The sequence below is a fragment of the Bacillus sp. BML-BC051 genome (assembly GCF_019656175.1).
Taxonomy (GTDB): Bacteria; Bacillota; Bacilli; order Bacillales; family Bacillaceae_G; genus Bacillus_A; species Bacillus_A mobilis.
Genome location: NZ_BPLI01000026.1, coordinates 1 through 17,941 on the forward strand (window position 1 = coordinate 1; position 17,941 = coordinate 17,941).

Here is a 17,941-nt window from a genome sequence, read left to right on the forward strand (position 1 = left end):
TCTATATTTTTAGTAGCAGGCGATTAGGAATGGATTTTGAACAATTGAAGCAAGATGTAATTGCGTATAGTAAAACAATTGGTATAGATAAAATAGGCTTTGCTAGTGCTTCACCATTTGAGGAATTAAAGCAGCGCTTAATCCAGCAGCAACAATTAAATTATCAATCTGGATTTGAAGAGCCTGATATAGAAAAGCGAACGAACCCGCAGCTTCTATTACCTGGCGCAAAATCGATTATTGCGATTGCATTAGCATATCCTTCAAAGTTAAAAAATGCACCATTAAGTAAGCGTGGAGAACGCCGCGGGATTTTTTGTCGTGCTTCTTGGGGACAAGATTATCATCTTGTTTTACGAGATCGTTTGCAAAAATTAGAAGCATATTTAATCGAAAAACTTCCCGATATAGAAGTTAAGTCAATGGTTGATACGGGTGAATTAAGTGATCGAGCTGTTTCGGAGCGTGCCGGTATTGGGTGGAGCGGTAAGAATTGCGCTATTATTACACCTGAATTTGGTTCGTATGTATATTTAGGAGAAATGATTACAAACGTTCCATTCCCACCAGATCAACCAATAGAAGATCAATGTGGAAGCTGTACAAAATGTATTGATATTTGTCCTACAGGTGCTTTAATACAAGGAGGACAGTTAGACTCGAAGAAATGTATTGCATTTTTAACACAGACGAAAGGATTCCTACCGGAAGAATATCGCGACAAAATAGGAAACCGTATATATGGATGTGATACATGTCAGACTGTTTGTCCGAAAAATAAAGGAATGGATTTTCATAACCACCCTGAGATGGAACCAGATCCTGAGTTAGTTAAGCCGCTATTAACACCACTTTTAACAATTAGTAATCGTGATTTTAAAGAGAAATATGGAATTATGTCTGGATCATGGAGAGGTAAAAAGCCATTGCAACGAAATGCGATTTTGGCACTTGCGCATTTTAAAGAAGCATCAGCAATTCCTGATTTAATCGGTGTTATGAAAGATGATCCAAGACCAGTACTTCGGGGAACAGCAGCATGGGCACTTGGGAAAATTGGTGGAGATGCCGTGGGTGAAGCCATTGAAAAAGCGATGCAACGCGAGAAAGATGAAGAGGTTCTTCATGAAATGAATCGCGGGCTTGAATTATTAGCGCAGAAAAAAGAGTAGATAATATCTCCCTTTTTCATATTGTAATATGGGAGGGAGACAAAATGGTTGTAAAAATAAATATTGAAAAGCAAGTACAACAATTTTTAGCATATATAACAGAAAAACGAACAAATGTAGATGGTATTGCTGAAGATTTATTCCAAATAGCACAGAGAAAGAAACAATTGTTTCAAAAGCGTAATGCACATATAGTGAAAGCAACTGCGGACGTTTCTTTCATGAGACAATTAAATAATAGCAATCATCAAGAAATTGATTATCAAATACATTTTAAATATTTAATTAAGCATAAAGAATTATTTTATATCGAAGAGGAACAACTAAAACGAAGAGTTTGTTTAAATAAGAGCCGGGTAATAGGTGATTATGCTATTGAAGTGCCAGAAGCAGCTGGAATGAATGAGACGTTAGAAAGAGAAGTTATAAAAGAGAAGTATGGTTCTTATCAGTATAACCGTTTAGAGGCAGTTAAATATGCAGAGCGTTGGTGGGATGATCGAAACCCTGTATATCGTAATTTCCCTGATAATTGTACGAATTTTATTTCTCAATGTCTTCATACTGGAGAAGTACCAATGAATGGATATCCTAATATTCGTAAAGGATGGTGGCAAAGGGAGAATCAGTGGAGTTGGAGCTGGGCTGTTGCACACTCTTTTTATTGGTATTTGTCAGGCGCTACAACAGGGCTTCGAGCAGAAGCGGTAGAAAGGCCAGAGGATCTTATTCTTGGTGATGTCATCGCTTATGATTTCGAGGATGATGGTAGGTGGAATCATACGACGATTGTAGTAGCAAAAGACGCAGATGGTATGCCACTTGTAAATGCACATTCAGCGAATAGCCGTCGGCGTTATTGGAACTATGAAGATTCTAGTAAATATACACCACAAATGAAATATAAATTCTTTCACATTATTAATGGGTAGAGATTTTTCGCTCAAGTGGTATAATACGTAGTAGACAAAAAACAGAGGTGAATATCGCGTGGGAGTACATGTTGTTTTATATCAACCAGAAATTCCAGCAAATACAGGGAATATTGCTCGTACTTGTGCAGCAACTGGAACAGAATTACATTTGATTAGACCGCTTGGATTTTCAACGGATGATAAAATGTTAAAGCGTGCAGGATTAGATTATTGGCAGCACGTGAAAGTTACGTATTATGATTCAATTGAAGAATTTTATGAGAAAAATAAAGACGGTGAATTCTTCTATTTAACAAAGTATGGCGAGAAAGCTCATACAGCGTTTGATTATAGCAAACGTGAGAAGGATTACTATTTTGTATTTGGAAGAGAAACAAACGGCTTACCAGCTAATGTAATCGAAGAAAATTTCGATCATTGTTTACGTATTCCAATGACTGATAAAGTGCGCTCATTAAATTTATCTAATACAGCAGCTATTTTAATTTATGAAGCATTCCGTCAACAAAATTATCCAGGATTAGATTTAGAAATTGTTTATTAAAAGTCGCCATATGGCGACTTTTTTTATAAAAATAAAAATAATATGTAATCATACATTTAAAAAAGGGTACATATTCATATAGAATGGGGATATATGAATAAAAATAGATTAGACGGGTTGAGATAAATATGAAGGAACAATATAATAATCAAAATACCTTTTTAAGTATGATAGATATGGATTTAATAAGAAGAGGATTATTACATGCTATTCAGGACTTAGTATTTATTGTGAAAGTTATTGATGAGAAAACCTTTAAATATATTTATGTAAATAAGATAGGTATGGATTATGCGAAGCTGAGCGAAGAATGTTATGGAAAAACGTTTGCTGAAGTATTACCAGAAGATACGGCGGAAATATTGCAAGTGCAATATGCAAAAGTAGCGAGCGAAGCGAAAGCACATACCTTTTGTGATGTAGTTGGTTTACCAACTGGTAATTCACATTATGAATCTTCACTTAATCCTGTATTTGATGAAGAAGGAGTATGTCAGTTTATTATTTGTATTACGAGGGATATTACAGCTCAAATTGAGGAGAAGATTGAAATAGAGGAAAAACAAATGTTATTTAAGTCATTACTAGAATATAATAATGACTCCATTATATCTATAGATTCTATAGGTAGAATTACATATGCCAATCCAGCAACGTATGAAATATTCGGATATCGATATGAAGAATTAAACAATAAATTTATTTTTGAATTTATTAATAAAGAATATGAAAAAGATTTTCAAATTATCTTTAAAGGATCCATGCAAGGAAAAGCGAAGCAAATTGTTTCAAAGAAATATGTTCATAAAGCAGGGTACGAGCTCTATATTTCTTTGAGAACTATTCCAATTATTGTGAACGGTGAAATTGTTGGGATATATATTGTTACGAGGGATGTTACAAGGCAAGTATTAAATGAGATGAGAACAGAATATTTAGCTTATTATGACCAGTTAACAGGATTAATGAATAGAATTTCATGTACAAATAAGTTAAATGTTTTTTTAAATGAGAAGATAGATTTTGCGTTTATCTTTATAGATTTAGATGAATTTCATCTTATTAATGATACTTTTGGTCATAAAGAAGGAGATAAAGTATTACAAAAAGTGACAGAATGTTTAAGCAGTATCCAAATAGGCGGTATGCACTTATTTAGAGAACACGATGATCAATTTGTTATGTTAATAGAAAATATAACGAAAGAATGTGTAGAGGTAGTTGCAAAAAGCATATTAAAAAAGATTAGTGAACATTTTGTAATCGAAGAAGAGGACGTGTATTTAAGTGCGTCAATCGGAATTGTAATGGCTCCAACAGATGGAGAGGATGAAAAAATATTATTCCAAAGAGTTGATGCTGCTTTGGAAAAAGCAAAAGAAAAAGGAAAAGGGCATTATTATTTTTATTGTAGTGGATTAGATTGTGAGCGAGAACAAAGATTTATAATAGAAAACCAATTACATCGTGCTATAGAAAAAAATGAATTCTTCTTATATTATCAGCCACAAATGAATATTGAAACGAAAAAAATAGCTAGTATGGAAGCTTTAATAAGATGGGAAAATAAAGAATTAGGATTTGTCTCTCCCAATCAATTTATTCCGTTAGCAGAAAGAACAGGATTTATTATTAAGCTTGATGAATGGGTAGTAAATGAAGTGTGTCGGCAAATACGTGAATGGTTAAATAAAGGGTATGAAGTGGTCCCGATTGCAGTTAATATTTCAGCCAGGCACTTTCGCTCTATTACACTAATAGAGATGATTACACGAGCGTTACATAAGTATAATGTACCAGCTCATCTATTAGCGATTGAGGTTACAGAAGGAGCCCTTATACATAAAGACATATCGAAAAGAGTATTGCTACAATTAAAAGAACAAAATTTAAAGATTCATTTAGATGATTTTGGGACGGGATATTCATCTTTAAGTTATTTAAAAACGTATCCAATTGATACTTTGAAAATCGATCGTTCTTTTATGGAAGGTATACATGTAGATGAACGTGACACGAATATTACGGCTGCGATTATTCATTTAGCTCATACTTTGGAATTGAATGTAATTGCAGAAGGAGTAGAAAAAGCAGAACAAATACAATTTTTGAAGGAAAAGAATGTGAAGTTTGTACAAGGTTATTATTATAGTCGACCTTTATCAAAAGATGATGTGGAAAATGTGTATTATAAATGATGGATAAAAAAAGTGATGTGCTTAGAAGCACATCACTTTTTATTTGTACCAGGTTTATCATTGTAACCAGATGTAAAAATAGCTGTAAGAAATGTGAGTGATACACCTAAAATTAATAATAATTTCATACTAATATCCCTCCTATTTTTTCGGTTTACGAATCTTAAATATGAATCGAAATGTATGTAAGGTTCTTGGAAGAAAAGAATTTATTTAAAATGAATAGCGGTGTAAAAACTTTAATACCTATATTATACAGAATTTTCTTTGAATTTTGGAGAGAATTTTATAGCACTACTGTATATTTCATTTTGATTTAAAGAATGTTTGAGGACATCCTAGCATACCTTTTATAATAATCCGATTGAACAAGGAGATGGGGGAGGAGCTATAATGGATATTCTAAAAAAAATTGAACAGCATCGAGAAGCAGAAGAACGCTTACAATGGGAAGGTACGTTTGCGGAGTATTTAGAGCTTGTGAAGGAAAGACCATGGGTGGCTCAAACAGCACACTCTCGCATTTACAATATGATAAAAGATGCTGGAATTGAAGAAGTAGATGGTAGAAGAAAGTATAATTTCTTTAGTAATCAGCTATTTGGATTAGAGGATGCTTTAGAACGTCTTGTAGAGGAATATTTTCATCCATCTGCAAAACGATTAGATGTTAGAAAACGTATTTTATTATTAATGGGTCCTGTTAGTGGAGGGAAATCAACATTAGTTACGATGTTGAAACGAGGATTAGAAAAATATTCACGAACAGATCGAGGAGCAATTTTTGCAATTAAAGGATGCCCAATGCATGAAGATCCACTTCATTTAATTCCACATCATTTACGGGATGATTTCTTTGATGAGTATGGGGTTAGAATTGAGGGGAATTTATCACCACTAAACGTTATGCGCCTAGAGCAAGAATATGGTTCAAGAATTGAGGATGTAGTTGTAGAGCGTATTTTCTTCTCGGAAGATCGCCGTACAGGGATTGGTACATTTAGCCCGTCTGATCCTAAATCACAAGATATCGCCGATTTAACAGGTAGTCTGGACTTTTCAACAATCGCAGAATACGGTTCAGAATCAGATCCACGAGCGTATCGCTTTGATGGAGAATTGAATAAGGCAAACCGTGGGATGATGGAATTCCAAGAGATGTTAAAATGCGACGAGAAGTTTTTATGGCATTTATTATCGCTTACGCAAGAAGGGAATTTCAAAGCGGGAAGATTTGCGCTTATTTCAGCAGATGAATTAATTGTAGCGCATACGAATGAAACGGAGTATCGTTCTTTCATAGCAAACAAGAAAAATGAAGCATTACACTCAAGAATTATTGTAATGCCAGTTCCATACAATTTACGAGTGAGTGAAGAGGAACATATTTATGAAAAAATGATTCGTGAAAGTGATGTATCCAATGTGCATATTGCACCGCACACACTTCGCGTTGCAGCAATGTTTACGATTTTAACTCGTTTAAAAGATCCGAAGCGTCCGGATATTGATTTAATTAAAAAGATGCGTTTATATGATGGAGAAACGGTAGAGGGTTATAATGCGATTGATGTAGAGGAGCTGCAACGTGAATATCAAGATGAAGGTATGAAAGGTATTGATCCTCGTTATGTTATTAACCGAATTTCTTCTACAATTATTCGAAAAGAGGTACCATCTATTAACGCATTAGATGTACTTAGATCTCTAAAAGACGGGTTGGATCAGCATCCGTCAATTAGTAATGAAGATCGAGAGCGTTATATGAATTTCATCTCATTAGCGAGAAAAGAATATGATGAAATTGCGAAGAAAGAAGTACAAAAAGCATTCGTGTATTCATATGAAGAATCAGCGAAGACACTTATGGATAATTACTTAGATAACGTTGAAGCATATTGCAATAAATCGAAATTACGTGATCCATTAACAGGCGAAGAAATGAGTCCAGATGAAAAGTTAATGCGTTCAATTGAGGAGCAAATTGGAATTTCAGAAAATGCTAAGAAAGCATTCCGTGAAGAAATTTTAATTCGCATTTCTGCTTACGCGCGTAAAGGAAAACGATTTGATTATAATTCACATGAGCGTCTTCGTGAAGCGATTCAGAAAAAACTATTTGCTGATTTAAAAGATATAGTGAAAATTACAACATCCACGAAAACGCCAGACGAAAATCAGCTTAAGAAAATCAATGATGTTGTTGCACGCTTAATTGATGAGCACGGCTATAATTCTTCATCTGCGAATGAATTATTACGCTATGTAGGTAGTCTGCTAAACCGATAGTTTGATAACAAAACGCTGTCTCTTGTATTTTGCGGGACAGCGTTTTATTATCCATTTATATGTGTAAAGTGTCATACCTTGTCCAAATGTAATAAATTAAGATGCAATTTCATGAATTTATTGTCAATTATTTTTACAATATGCATATGATAGAGTAACCAACCATTCATACGAAAAAAGCCAACACAATACAATATGTTGCAAAGTGTAAATGTGTGCAACTATGCATTGTGTTTCTTTCTTATCAACGGCTGAATATTTCTTTCTAGTATGTGAGTGGCAAAATTTTGTTTAGGATGCTCGGAGTATTATATGAAAAACGTTATATATGTTTATGGGATGAATTTCGATGGGCAGTTATCTTTCATTCTAGCTTGCACAGTATAAAACAAAATTTCTAGCTTACTGTTCATAGGGGAAGACAATTACAGTAAGGAGGGAAAGAAATGGGTGAAGAAAACCAACCAAATTATACGATTTCACAGGAAAACTGGTCCCTCCATCGCAAAGGATATGACGACCAACAACGCCATCAAGAGAAAGTGCAAGAGGCAATTAAGAATAATTTACCCGATCTTGTAACAGAAGAAAGTATTGTTATGTCTAATGGTAAGGATGTTGTGAAAATACCGATTCGTTCTTTAGATGAATATAAGATTAGGTACAATTATGATAAAAACAAACACGTTGGGCAAGGAAATGGTGACAGCAAAGTTGGTGATGTCGTTGCGAGAGATGGATCAGGTGGTCAAAAGCAAAAAGGACCAGGAAAAGGGCAAGGAGCAGGGGATGCGGCTGGAGAAGATTATTATGAAGCTGAAGTCTCTATTCTAGAATTAGAGCAAGCATTTTTCAAAGAATTAGAATTACCTAATTTAAAGAGAAAAGAAATGGATGAAAACCGGATTGAACATGTTGAATTTAATGATATTAGAAAAACTGGATTATGGGGCAACATCGATAAGAAAAGAACGATGATATCCGCATATAAACGAAATGCGATGCGTGGTAAAGCATCTTTCCACCCAATTCATCAAGAAGATTTAAAGTTCCGCACTTGGAATGAAGTATTAAAGCCAGATTCAAAAGCTGTTGTATTAGCGATGATGGATACGAGTGGATCGATGGGAATATGGGAGAAATATATGGCACGGAGCTTCTTTTTCTGGATGACGAGATTTCTACGCACAAAGTATGAAACAGTAGATATTGAATTTATTGCCCATCATACGGAGGCAAAAGTAGTTCCAGAGGAAGAGTTTTTCTCAAAAGGAGAAAGTGGCGGAACAATTTGTTCTTCTGTATACAAAAAAGCACTCGAGCTAATTGATAATAAATACTCACCAGACCGCTATAATATTTATCCATTCCATTTTTCAGACGGTGATAATTTAACATCAGATAATGCTAGATGTGTAAAGCTTGTTGAAGAGTTAATGAAGAAGTGTAATATGTTTGGGTATGGGGAAGTGAACCAGTATAACCGCCATAGTACCCTCATGTCAGCCTATAAAAATATTAAAGATGAGAATTTTAGATATTATATTTTAAAGCAAAAAGCAGACGTATTCCATGCGATGAAGAGCTTTTTTAAAGAAGAAACCGGAGAAAAAATGGCATAACCCCCTTAAAAAGGGGTTATTTTTTTGTTAACTTTTTATTTTTTCAGTTGACAATGATAATGAAAATCATTATCATTTATTCGAGATATGATTACATTTGGATTTATATATTTTGGAGGAGATGTAAAGTTGAAAAAAAATAAAAGAAAACATATAAATGCGATGATTATCGCTGCGGCGTTATCACTTCCATTTGCTACGTATTCAACGCCTGCTTTAGCGGCAGTAGCAATTGAGGCTAATAAAAAGGGATATGCTTTAGAAGATGGTACATATGATGCTGTTATGAAAGCATATAAAGATAAAACGAATGAGGAGTCTATGGCAGCTGTTTATATAAAGGATCCTAAGTTAACGATTGAGAATGAAAAGAAAATTGTAACGGCAACGTTAAGTGATAGTGATTTCTTCAAATACTTGAAAACAGAAGATATTCATACTCCTGGTGTGTTTCATGATGTAAAAGTAATATCAGAAGATAAAAAGAAAAACGGAACGAAAGTGATTCAGTTTGAAGTAGGAGAATTAGGAAAAAGATATAATATGCAAATGCATATTTATATTCCGACAATGGCCTACGACAATAAGTATCAAGTACAGTTTGAAGTAAATGCATTAAATTCGGGGAACATTGTTCAAGAAGAGCAAAAGGAAAATACAGAGGATAAAGTGGATCAACAAGATGACAGTGGAAATGTAATATTAGATAAACAATTACAAAAACATATTAATAAGTATAACTTAGGTAGAGATAATTTAGATGCTCCAATAACTAAGGAAGATTTATTAAAAGTTAAGTCTTTAATAGTTGTTGAGGCAAAAAGTAAAGGGATAAATGACGTAAGTGGTTTGGAGTATATGACGAACTTAGAAAACATAATGTTGGAAGAAGTTAAGTTAGACAACATACACTTTATCTCGAAGTTGAGACAGTTAAAATCAGTAAGTATAACTTATAGTGAACTTGAAAATATTGAACCTTTGGCTGAGTTAGAGAATATTGAGAGTTTAAGTTTAAGAAACAATAAAATCTCAAATTTAAGCCCATTAAGTCAAATGAAGAAGATTAAAATATTAGATTTAAGTAGTAATGCTATAAAAGATATAACGCCATTGTTTACAGTAACTTCTTTAAGGGATCTAGCTTTAGCGAATAATCAAATTAGTAACGCTAATCTTGCTGGGATTGAGCAATTGAAAAAGGTGAAGAATTTATCTTTAAGTAACAATGGACTTACTAATATAGAGCATATTACACCAATGAAAAAGTTAGTAGAGTTAGATCTTTCTAAAAATGAATTAGAAAACATCGAACCTTTATCAAGATTGTCTACTGTACAATCACTTAATTTAGAAGAAAACTATATCTCAGATATAACACCACTTAGTCAATTAACAGGTTTATATGATTTAAAGCTAGGGTCAAATGAAATTCGTGATGTTAGACCTGTTCAAGAGTTAGGAAAAAGAATGTATATCGATATTCAAAGACAAAAAATCTTTTTAGATGATGTAGAAATAAATAAGGAAGTTAAAATACCTGTATACGATTTAAAGGGAGAAACTCTCAAGGATATTAAAATGAAGAGTGAAGGTGGAACGGTTCATAATGGTTTTATTAAATGGAATAGTCTTGGCGAAAAAATATATGAATTTGAATTAGAGACCGATTCTGCTGAGAATAAAATACGATTTAATGGAACCGTAATTCAAAAAGTAGTCGAAAAACAAGAGGATACGAATGTTATCCAAGACAAAGAATTACAACGATATATTAATAAATATAACTTGAGTAGAACCAATTTAGATGCTCCTATTACGAAAGAAGATTTATTAGGGATTAAAACATTAAAGATAACTGATGGGCAAAGTAAAGGGATAAAAGATATCTCTGGTATAGAGTTTATGACAAATTTAGAAAACTTAGATTTAGAAAAAATTGATTTGAAAAATATAGATTTTATTTCGAATTTGAGAAATTTAAAATCTGTAAGTCTAGCAAATAATAAAATTGAAAATATTGCCCCCTTATCTAAACTAGAAAAATTGGAGAAACTAAATATAAGCCATAATAATGTTAAAAACATTGAATCATTATTTAAAATGAATTCATTAACAAATTTAAATGCTTCAAATAATAAAATTAACAATGCTACTATACAAGGAATTCAGCAATTAAAGAACTTGTATGTATTAATATTAAATAATAATGAAATTAGTAGTGTAGAAACAATTAGTGAAATAAGTATGTTGAACGAATTAGAATTGAAAGGAAATCAAGTAGTGGATATTAAGCCATTAAGTAAGTTGAAAAATTTACAGTGGCTGAATTTATCAGATAATAAAATTAAGGATATATCAATTTTCACTTCAATGATACAGTTCTTTAGTTTAAAACTTTCTGGAAATGAGATTCAGGATATAAAACCGATTATACAATTGTCTCAAATAATAACAATTGATATTAGAGGGCAAAAGATTATTCTAGATAATGTACCAATCAATGAAGAAGTGAAAATACCTGTATATGATGCAGAAGGAAATCCACTTGAGAATATTACGTTAAAGAGTGACGGCGGTACAATTAATAGGGTAGAAGGTACAATCATATGGAGTACTTCAGGAGAAAAAAAATATGATTTTGCTTATGATGGAAGAGACTATGATGGGCTTGGTATATTATTTAGTGGCGAAGTTGTACAGAATGTAATAGAGGAACTAGATCAGAAAGAACCAGCAAAAGAAGTTGAAGAATCAAAAGAAGAAATAAAAGAACCAGCAAAAGAAGTTGAAGAACCAAAAGAAGAAGAAAAAGAACCAGCAAAAGAAGTTGAAGAACCGAAAGAAGAAATAAAAGAGCCAACAAAAGAAGTTGAAGAACCGAAAGAAGAAGTAAAAGAACCAGCAAAAGAAGTTGAAGAACTAAAAGAAGAAGTAGAAGAGCCAACAACAGGAGTTGAAGGATCGAAAGAAGTAAAAAAACCAGTAAAAGAAATTCAAGGTTCAAAAGACGCAGTAAATCAATCAGTAGCAGTTCAAGAACAAAGCGCGAACAATCAAGTTGTGAAAGAAAAAGTAGTAGAGAATCAAAACGTGAAAGAAAATAAACCAGCTGTTAACAAGCAAGAAGAAAGCAAGAAATCATTAGGAGCAACAGGTGGGCAAGAAAATACATCAACATTACTTTCAGGCATAGCGTTAGTGCTCTCAGCACTGAGTATGTTTGTATTTAGAAAGAGATTATTTAAGAAATAAAAGCGTTTTATCTTATTATAACGTAATATAATTATATGAGTTTTTGAGAAGACATTATCATGGCGATTTCATTTTGAAATATGCTTATGATGATGTCTTTTTTTAGAAGGATATAAATGGAAAATGTGTAAATGTATTAGAGAAGGAGGAGAGGTTATGTATGTCAGTTCTATTTTGAAAATTGAAGAGGTGGCAGCATTTATTGCGAATATGAATAAAGATGCTACTCATCATGTTGGCTATTGTGGAGATGAGAAAGAGGAGTTGTTACAGACGATTATTCATGATTTTTCAGATATAGGCTGGGAACAATCTTTTGTTGCTACTTATGAGAATAATAATTTAATAGGTGTATTAGGATTCGATGTGGATGAAGTAAAGAAATGTGCCGAAATATGGGGACCATTTATTCTTTCAGCGAATTGGGAAGAAGCGGCTTTACATATGTGGAAGGAACTTATCGAAAAGATGCCTTTTCATATTGAGAAGTTTTATGGTTTTTATAATGTGGAAAATAATAATTGTGCCCGCTTAATGGAGGATTTACATGCAAAAGAACAAGAGAGACATAGTATTTTCAGTTTAAGCTATAATATTGTGGAAGAACGTAGTATATGTAATGTAGAAGAAGCTTTACCAAAAGTGTTTGAGCAGTTTATCTCGTTACACAATAACGTTTTTCCTAATACATACTATGAAGGAAATGAAATTATCGAACGTTTAAGTGATACGAATAAATTATTTGTAAGTATGAAGAATGATAAGTTAGAAGGTTACGTATATGTTGAAGTAAATCCGGAGTTTCAAGAAGCGAATATTGAATTTATTGCAACTGCTGAAAATAGTAGAAGAAAAGGTGTCGGAGAGCGGTTATTACAAGCTGCTATTCAGTATATTTTCTCATTCCAAGGGATGAGAGAGATAGAACTATGTTTGAATACGAATAATGATCGTGCGATGGAGTTGTACAAGAAAGTAGGTTTTGAGGAAAAAGCATGTTTACAACACTATATAGTAGAGTAAAAAACCCATTCGTATGAGCAATATATTTCATACGAATGGGTTTTATTTCATTTACTTTGCCGCCTTCAGTAATAACAGATTCAGAATTAATTTGAGGGCCGAATTCTTCTTGTATAAGGAGTGCTAATCATTACATAACCTTTTTTATTTTTTGCGGAACTTCTTTCGTTTGCAAATTAACATCTTCTTTTCGCAGCTCTTTAAAGAGTGAAGTAACCATAAGGACGACTACGATAGAAAATGGTAGTGCTGCGATTATAGCTGCAATTTGCAGTGCATTTAATCCTCCAGCTTGTAATAAAATAGCTGCAATTATCGCGATTGTTAATCCCCATATAAGTTTTAAACTATTTTTCGGTGATAAGCTTCCGTTACTCGTTTGCATCGAAACAACAAACGTTGCCGAGTCGGCTGAAGTAACGAAAAATGTGGATACTAAAATTAACCCAATAACCGTTAAAAATGTAGAGAATGGTAGGTGTGAAATAACAGCAAATAATCCAATCTCTGTACCATTTTTTGCGATTTCATCAGCTATCCCAAGCGATTGGAACATTTCCATATGGATAGCAGTACCGCCAAATACTGCAAACCAAAATGTACAGATAAGAGTTGGGACTAATACAACTCCAACAATAAATTCTTTTATTGTGCGCCCTTTAGAAATACGAGCGATGAATGTACCGACGAATGGAGACCAGGAGATCCACCATCCCCAATAGAAAATAGTCCAGTTTTCAATCCAAGAAGAGGATTTTTCATTAAATGCTCCTAAATTTAATCCCATACTAGGTAAAGCTCCGATATAAGAACCGAGTGTAGATGTGAAATATTTCATAATAAATACAGTTGGTCCTAAAAGTAAAAAGGAGACGAGTAAAATACCTGCAAGAGAGAAATTTAAGTTACTCAAATATTTAATCCCACGATCTAAGCCAGTTTGTGCGCTTGTTAAATATAAAACAGCGAAGATAGCGATAAGTATGAGCTGTGTAAGTAAAGTGTTATGAATAGAAGGGAATAAATAGCTTAATCCTCCGGCGATTTGTTGAGCACCAATCCCAACAGATGGCACAATACCGAATACTGTGGCTAAAACAGCTAAAATATCGACTGTTTTTCCGATAGGAGAATTTTTCGATCGATTAAATAATGGAGTAACTGTAGCTCCAATTGTGCTACCTTTTTGTTTGCGGAATGTGAAATATGCAATTGTTAAAGCAACCATTGCGTATAGTGACCATGGAAAGAGACCCCAGTGGAAAAATGAATATTGCATAGCAAGCTTGGCGCTTTCCTCTGTACCTGCTTTTCCTGTTAATGGATCTGTAAAATGTGAAATCGGTTCAGCAATTCCATAAAAGAGGAGTCCAATTCCCATTCCTGCTCCAAACAACATGGATAGCCAAGATGGATAACTATATTGTGGTTTTTCTCCATCTTTACCAAGACGAATAGAACCGTACTTAGAAAATGCTAAATAAGTGGCTAAAATAATCATTGCGGTCATAAGTAGAGAGTAAAACCATCCAAATTTATTGAGGATAAATGAATTTAAGGAAGATGTAACACTTTGTAAATCATAGCCTTGTATCCAACTTGCCGGGGTAATTCCCCATATGATGAATAACGTTGTTAGCAAGATGGAGATATAAAATACACTGTTCTCTTTTTTTATCATAGAATCCCACCTTTGTTTAATAAAGTTAACAATTATATTAATCATAACAATTAAAATATTAATTGTCAAAAAATTCTTTTTTTAACATGTGTAAAAGGACTGTTTAATCGCTATAGATTCATAACTATTGGCGGCTAGATAAAGAGAAAATTGTTCACGATATGTACAAAATATGGGGAGAAATAATATGAAATATTGCATTTTATATTGTTGTATCCAGATTTTATGTTAAATTCGTGAATGGAATATTTGAATAGGGGGCAAGGATATGAACAAGAAATCAAAAATCAATAAAGTGATGCTTAGTATTAGTACAATGGCTTTATCGTTAGGGGCACTTCAAACTCATGCATCTGCAGAAGAAAAAGTACCTTATAATGTGTTGAAAACAAAACCGGTTGGAATTGAAAAGCCCGTAGATGAAGTTGGACATATTTCAAAAGTTGATGAAACATTATCATTTCAAGAACGGTTACAAGTAGGAGACTTTTCACAGCGACCAGCATCTATTATGAAGAGCTCAGAAGTAAAGCAAATGAAAGAAAGCTATTCAATGGCTGATTTAAATAAAATGAATGATCAAGAATTAGTTGAAACACTAGGAAGTATTAAGTGGAATCAAATTACAGACTTATTCCAATTCAATGAAGATGCAAAGGCTTTTTATAAAGACAAAGGAAAAATGCAAGTGGTTATAGATGAATTAGCTCATCGAGGTAGTACATTTACGAAAGATGATTCAAAAGGAATTCAAACGTTTACGGAAGTGTTACGTTCAGCTTTTTATCTTGCATTTTACAATAATGAATTAAGCGATTTAAATGAGAGAAGCTTCCAGGATAAATGTTTACCTGCTTTAAAAGCAATCGCAACAAATCCAAACTTTAAGCTAGGTACATATGAGCAAGATTCAGTCGTATCTGCATATGGTAAATTAATCAGCAATGCTTCAAGTGATGTAGAAACGGTTCAATACGCAGCTAATATTTTAAAACAATACAATGATAATCTTCGTACGTATGTAGACGATCGTATGAAAGGACAAGCTGTATACGATCTTATGCAAGGTATTGATTATGATATGCAATCGTACTTAATTGAGGCTCGTAAAGAAGCGAATGAAACGATGTGGTATGGGAAAGTAGATGGGTTTATTAATGAAATAAATCGTATCGCTCTTTTAAATGAAGTAACGCCAGAAAATAAATGGCTCGTTAATAATGGAATTTATTTCGCTAGCCGTTTAGGGAAGTTTCATAGTAATCCAAGTAAAGGATTAGAAGTTGTTACACAAGCAATGCATATGTACCCGCGTTTAAGTGAGCCATATTTTGTTGCAGTAGAACAAATTACAACAAATTATAATGGGAAAGATTATAGCGGCAATGCAGTAGATTTAGAGAAAATACGTAAAGAAGGAAAAGAGCAGTACTTACCAAAAACGTACACATTCGACGATGGATCTATCGTATTTAAAACAGGAGATAAAGTATCAGAAGAAAAAATTAAGAGACTATACTGGGCTGCAAAGGAAGTAAAAGCGCAGTATCATCGTGTAATTGGAAATGACAAAGCGTTAGAGCCAGGCAATGCAGATGATGTATTAACGATAGTGATTTATAACAGTCCAGAGGAGTATCAGTTAAATAGACAACTGTATGGATATGAAACAAACAACGGTGGAATTTATATTGAAGAAACAGGAACATTCTTTACATATGAGCGCACGCCAGAACAAAGCATTTATAGTTTAGAAGAATTATTCCGTCATGAGTTTACTCATTATCTTCAAGGCAGATTTGAAGTGCCAGGTTTATTTGGAAGAGGAGATATGTATCAAAATGAGAGATTAACTTGGTTCCAAGAAGGGAATGCTGAGTTTTTTGCAGGTTCTACTCGTACAAATAATGTAGTACCAAGAAAGAGCATCATTAGTGGACTATCATCTGATCCTGCAAGCCGTTATACAGCAGAGCGCACATTATTTGCTAAATATGGTTCTTGGGATTTCTATAATTACTCGTTCGCATTGCAGTCTTATTTATATACGCATCAATTTGAAACGTTTGATAAAATTCAAGATTTAATTCGAGCGAATGACGTGAAAAATTATGATGTATATCGTGAAGAGCTAAGTAAAGATTCTAAACTAAATAAAGAGTATCAAGATTATATGCAGCAGCTAATTGATAATCAAGATAAATATAATGTGCCGGAAGTAGCAAATGATTATTTAGCTGAACATACACAAAAATCGTTAGCAGCAGTAGAGAAAGAAATTAGTAATACGTTGCCTATGAAAGATACAAAAATGACAAAACATAGCTCACAATTCTTTAATACATTTACATTAGAAGGTACGTATACAGGTAGTGTAACAAAAGGTGAGTCAGAAGATTGGAATGCAATGAGTAAGAAAGTAAATGAAGCACTAGAACAACTGGCGCAAAAAGAATGGAGCGGCTACAAAACTGTTACAGCATACTTCGTCAATTATCGTGTGAATAGTTCAAATGAATTTGAATATGATGTAGTCTTCCACGGTATCGCAAAAGATGATGGAGAAAATAAAGCTCCAACGGTTAATATAAATGGACCTTATAATGGGCTTGTAAAAGAAGGAATTCAATTTAAAAGTGATGGCTCAAATGATGAAGATGGAAAAATTGTTTCTTATTTATGGGAATTTGGAGATGGCAGCACAAGTGCAGAAGTTAATCCAATACATGCATATGAAAGAGAAGGCATTTATAAAGTAGCGTTAAGAGTAAAAGATGATAAAGGTAAAGAGAGCAGAAACGAAACCACTGTTACGATTAAAGATGGAAGTTTAACAGAATCAGAACCAAATAATCGTCCAGAGGAAGCAAATCGTATCGGGCTAAACACTACTATAAAAGGTAGCCTTATTGGCGGAGATCACACCGATGTTTATACATTTAATGTAGCATCAACGAAAAATATCGATATTTCTGTTTTAAATGAGTATGGAATCGGGATGACATGGGTGCTTCACCATGAATCAGATATGAAAAATTATGCCGCTTACGGTCAAGCTAATGGAAATCATATAGAGGCAAAATGTAATGCAAAACCAGGTAAGTATTATTTGTATGTATATAAATATGATAATGGCGATGGAACGTATGAATTATCAGTTAAATAAGCGCTTTTCCAATGTATGTTTAACTTTACTTTTTGTGGAAAATAGTATATTATATA

The 17,941-nt window shown here is 33.3% G+C and carries 10 protein-coding genes; 9 read left to right on the forward strand and 1 reads right to left on the reverse strand.

Annotated elements, in window-relative coordinates:
- Positions 1–29 precede the first annotated feature (29 nt).
- From queG to K5S59_RS12675, 8 genes are all read left to right on the forward strand, one after another.
- Positions 30–1,172: a tRNA epoxyqueuosine(34) reductase QueG gene (queG, locus tag K5S59_RS12640; RefSeq protein ID WP_000345210.1), complete on the forward strand. Its 1,143-nt coding sequence runs from the start codon at positions 30–32 to the stop codon at positions 1,170–1,172.
- Between the two features lie 44 nt (positions 1,173–1,216).
- A complete protein-coding gene (locus K5S59_RS12645) occupies positions 1,217–2,104 on the forward strand; it encodes an amidase domain-containing protein (RefSeq protein ID WP_000260544.1) in 888 nt (295 codons plus the stop codon).
- Between the two features lie 58 nt (positions 2,105–2,162).
- The gene (gene trmL / locus K5S59_RS12650; RefSeq protein ID WP_000538149.1) at positions 2,163–2,651 is read left to right on the forward strand and encodes a tRNA (uridine(34)/cytosine(34)/5-carboxymethylaminomethyluridine(34)-2'-O)-methyltransferase TrmL; all 489 of its coding nucleotides are present in this window, start codon (positions 2,163–2,165) and stop codon (positions 2,649–2,651) included.
- Positions 2,652–2,779: 128 nt separating this feature from the next.
- Positions 2,780–4,849 carry a sensor domain-containing protein gene (locus K5S59_RS12655; protein WP_098873224.1) on the forward strand — a complete coding sequence of 690 codons (2,070 nt, stop codon included), beginning with the start codon at positions 2,780–2,782 and terminating at the stop codon, positions 4,847–4,849.
- A gap of 393 nt (positions 4,850–5,242) precedes the next feature.
- On the forward strand, positions 5,243–7,138 hold the full coding sequence (locus K5S59_RS12660) for a PrkA family serine protein kinase (RefSeq protein ID WP_000353278.1): 1,896 nt from the start codon (positions 5,243–5,245) through the stop codon (positions 7,136–7,138).
- A gap of 446 nt (positions 7,139–7,584) precedes the next feature.
- Positions 7,585–8,760, forward strand: coding sequence for a sporulation protein YhbH (gene yhbH / locus K5S59_RS12665; protein WP_000503511.1), 1,176 nt, complete (start codon positions 7,585–7,587; stop codon positions 8,758–8,760).
- 129 nt (positions 8,761–8,889) lie between these two features.
- Entirely contained in the window at positions 8,890–12,015 is a 3,126-nt protein-coding gene (locus K5S59_RS12670; RefSeq protein ID WP_220784056.1) for a leucine-rich repeat domain-containing protein, read from the forward strand.
- Positions 12,016–12,171: 156 nt separating this feature from the next.
- Entirely contained in the window at positions 12,172–13,038 is an 867-nt protein-coding gene (locus K5S59_RS12675; protein ID WP_098259340.1) for a GNAT family N-acetyltransferase, read from the forward strand.
- A 130-nt stretch (positions 13,039–13,168) separates the two neighbouring features.
- On the opposite strand, the gene opuD is transcribed toward K5S59_RS12675, so the two are convergent.
- Positions 13,169–14,719, reverse strand: a complete 1,551-nt coding sequence (opuD, locus tag K5S59_RS12680; RefSeq protein WP_098872504.1) for a glycine betaine transporter OpuD — start codon at positions 14,717–14,719, stop codon at positions 13,169–13,171.
- Between the two features lie 268 nt (positions 14,720–14,987).
- On the opposite strand from opuD, the gene colA reads away from it, so the two are divergent.
- Positions 14,988–17,885: a collagenase ColA gene (gene colA, locus K5S59_RS12685; protein WP_120449460.1), complete on the forward strand. Its 2,898-nt coding sequence runs from the start codon at positions 14,988–14,990 to the stop codon at positions 17,883–17,885.
- Positions 17,886–17,941: the final 56 nt, after the last annotated feature.